The sequence below is a fragment of the Treponema sp. R6D11 genome, assembly GCF_054786075.1.
In genome coordinates, this window is the sequence record NZ_BDHD01000164.1 from 1 (window position 1) to 3,716 (window position 3,716).

Below are 3,716 nucleotides of genomic sequence, written 5' to 3' on the forward strand. Positions count from 1 at the left end.
AGCTGTCTTTGACTGTTAATTTATCTGTTGTAGGAATTATTTCTATGCCACTATAAGTATATGTTGGAATGGTTGATGTTATGGTTGGCACAATTTCCTTAGGGGAAATTGTGGCTGTTCCAGCGAAGAAGGTTTTTGAATCTACATATGCGGTGTTCGTTGCTTTTGCGTAGTAATAAACATCATATTCGCCTGCATTCTGCTTTAGAGGATATCCTGTTTGCCATAGGCTGGTGTTTGTACGAGAAGGTTCTGGCTCGTCTTTATCAACAACCGCGAAATAAAGAGTTCCGCCCGTTACGGTAGTGTTGGTACTCGTTAATGTTTTATTACCGCCTGAGTATATGATGTCGGTTTTTACTGTAGGAGAATTTGTTATTTTTGGTGTTTCTCTTGAAATTTCGACCCAATCGGTTGCTAGGTATTGCTCAGAAAGATCCCATGCATATGTCCAAAAACTGTTTAGGTATGAGTTTGAACCGCTGGTGAAGGAACCATAATAAGGAATAGGCTCGCTGTCGATTGTTGCCGCCGTGCCTGAATATGCATTTGGATAGTATGAATATTGTGTTGGGTTTATAGTTAGTTTTCCTGAAGAATTATAAATATGGGCAGGGAAGATATTTGCAGGGCGGAAAACTAGGCGGATATATTCCGGAGTTAATGTTACGCTAGTTTTTGTTGAGCTTCCGTCGTACCAATTTGACTGGGTTATAGTAGACGTTAGGTTGGCTGTATCGTTTTCGATATATGCTTTGTAGTAGGTTTTTATGTATGTGTTTGTGCCAGGTTTTTTTGCTTTAATTTCCCAATATGCTGAGGTGTTGGCTGTTGTTGATGAAAAATCACCATATCGATCGCCTGTGTATGATAATGGTTTGCCTACTTCGGCTGTTATTTTGTCTTGATTATTAGTTTTGAAATTTTCATTGTTTGGCGCCTTGCTATTGAAGTGAGTGTTGTCTGTATACCAAGCGTCAACATCGCCGCCTTCGTGTTTGTTTTTTAATAGCTTGCCGACTGCTGTTGCGTCAAGGTTTTCCCATGAGGCACCATTTTTCAATGCCTCGGCAAGTTTTAACGCGCGTTCGGCATTTATGACACCATATTTTATTTCTGGCACATATTCTTGACGTGTGCTTGATAGACAGATGATTTTTTTAACTTGTAGGTTGGTTAGGCTAGGGTAGTAGTCCCAAATGAGCGCAGCGAGACCAGCAACTTGAGGTGCTGCGAATGATGTTCCAGATGTAACTCTTGGGCGTAGGATGGCATTGCCATCTTTGATATCTTCTACCAATGAATATTGATCGTTATAGCCAACGCCTTCCATGCAGGCGTATACATCGACGTTTTGCGTACCGAAATTAGAATAAGGGACTTTTAGTGGATATAAATTATCTAATGTGAATGTTTCTTGTAAAACTATTTTGGCTGCTAAAACAAGCGCAAGATCGGCTGCGCGTGTAGTGTTTTTTTCTACGCAATAGTTTGTCTTGCTTTTTAGTGTGGTCATGAGGGCTGCTTCAGCATTATGGCTATTGTATAGATTTGACATTGTCGTTTTATCTGCGCTAGATGAATTTTTTGTAATTGTATAATAGAAGGAACTTGATACGAGATTGCTATAAACATCGGCGGCAGTTAATGTCTTCACTGTTACATAATCTTGAGAGGCTTTAGAGATCATGTTGTCTAGCTTTTGCGCGTCAGTTGAACCTGACATAGTTGCGAGTATATCAGGAAAGGCTTGGTTGAGTTTAGCTATGAGAGCGTTATGATCTGCAATGTTTTCTTGAGTTGGAGTTGAATAGTTTGTGTATAACGATTGCTGCCATTGGTTTGTCTTAGTTGCATAGCTATTTAGCAAATATAAAACTTCCATTGCGGTCAAACCATATGGTTTTAATAGACCATTTACGTTATTATCCAATCTGTTTCGAAGCTCAGGGTTTTCTTTAATGGCTGTGAATGGGTCTACTTCCATGTCTGCAGCGCCTGCTATTATTATGTTGTCTGATTTACCGAAAAAGAAAGGCATAACGTCGCTTGGGTCTGTTGATGAAGTAACTGTATTTTTTCTAGTATAATCGAAGACGTCGTTGTTAGGTAGGTAATGGTTTGCGTCGTTTCTATAATCTTGGTCGCTTATAGAACTTGTTGATGCGCTTCCGTTATTTCCTGCGCCGCCTATTAAAAGACCAGAATACATTTTGTATGCCTCAGGAATAGCGTTTACATAATCTGCGTATGTTGTTTTGCCACCGGATGTTTTTTTGGCAGCATCTTTTAAATAACGGACATATGATGCATTAATAATCTTAATTCCGGCGTTTTCACAATATTGAATCATTTTGAGTTCGCTAGATGATGTAGCGCGGTGTCCGTTGATGTCTTGCAAAGGCATGCCAGTTGTTGCGTCAATTGACCAAATCATGCCGTCGTCCAGCGGGATAGATGCGATTTTTGCATTTGGTGCAGCGCCAACTAGGCGTGTTTGTCTTTTGCGTATTTCAACTTGTTCGGGGTCGCTATAATGAGGATCTTTGCTCGAAAAAGTATTATAATAATCAGAATATGTGGCATATGTCCTGCCATAGTTATTGCCTTTTGCAGCTGCGTAAGAAGAGGTTGTTACTCCGTGTAGATCTGAACGAGTGTAGGTGTTGTCGAGTATTTGTTGATACAAGTTGTTTTGATTTAAACCGACTTTTCCTACAAAGCCATAAACGTCATCTGCGAAACCATTGCCGTCGTCGTCAATTCCGTTTGTTTCTTTACGGTTGCCATCTGAATCCCATCCATACTCGCCTGGGTTTGTCCAGATATTATCAAATAAATCTGGCACTCGAAAATCGACAACTGCTGCTTCTGCAATTGCTATTACAGACCCTGCGCCTGTGCTATAATCTTTCCATGCTTCATAAAAACCAGTTCTTCCCAAATGCGATGAGTTGCCAAAGAAATCGTAATATTGCTGTGTGGTTGTAGTCCATAAACCAGGGTTATACGAATAGGTTATGCTTTCGTTATCGGTTTGAATGTTTTTTTCGTTCATGCCGAAGTTGAAGTTTTGATATTTGTTTCTTAAGAGGTCTGCTTTTTCTATAAATGTTGATGCGACGCTGTTGTGTGATGTGATATTTATGAATGGCAGAATAGAAGAAAGCCGGAAGACGTCCCTGATAGGCGGAGTGAATGTTTGAGAACGTGCGCCATCGTTAGTTTTATATGTATTTTGAATCATGTCTGCGACTGTGCGCTTCTCGTTGTATGGCTCGAAGGTGTTATAATCAAATGTTCTGTTAGCATCGTCTGTTATTATGATACCTTCGTCGCTTGCACTCGCTTGGCCGATGTCAAAAATGATGTCTGGTTCGGCGAAGTTAATATCGGGATCTCGATTTAAACGCGTTAAAATATCTGACAAATCTATGGATTCATCAAATTTTGCTATGAATATATTGGCTTTGTCGAAAGCCGCTGAAACTTCAATTGCGTCATATTTTAAGAGAACGCTTTTTTTCTTACCGTCACGGACTTGAGCAATTACTGTGTTTGCCACGTGTGGCACAGATTTTAGAAATTCCTTTGAGGAGGTTTTGTTTGCGTTTTCTTTCTTTTCTTTTATGTTATCATCAATAGAGACTGTTTGCGCTTTTTCATTGATGAATATAGGAACCATAATCTCCGCTCCCGTCTCTAACTTCGCTGGT

At 40.0% G+C, this 3,716-nt stretch carries 1 protein-coding gene; it reads right to left on the reverse strand.

All coding sequences use genetic code 11. From position 1 onward, the window contains the following. Nucleotides 1-3,685 (reverse strand): S8 family serine peptidase (locus ACYVTD_RS10475; RefSeq protein ID WP_461247721.1); only part of this gene is annotated, 3,685 nt, incomplete at its 3' end. Between the last annotated feature and the right edge of the window lie 31 nt (nucleotides 3,686-3,716).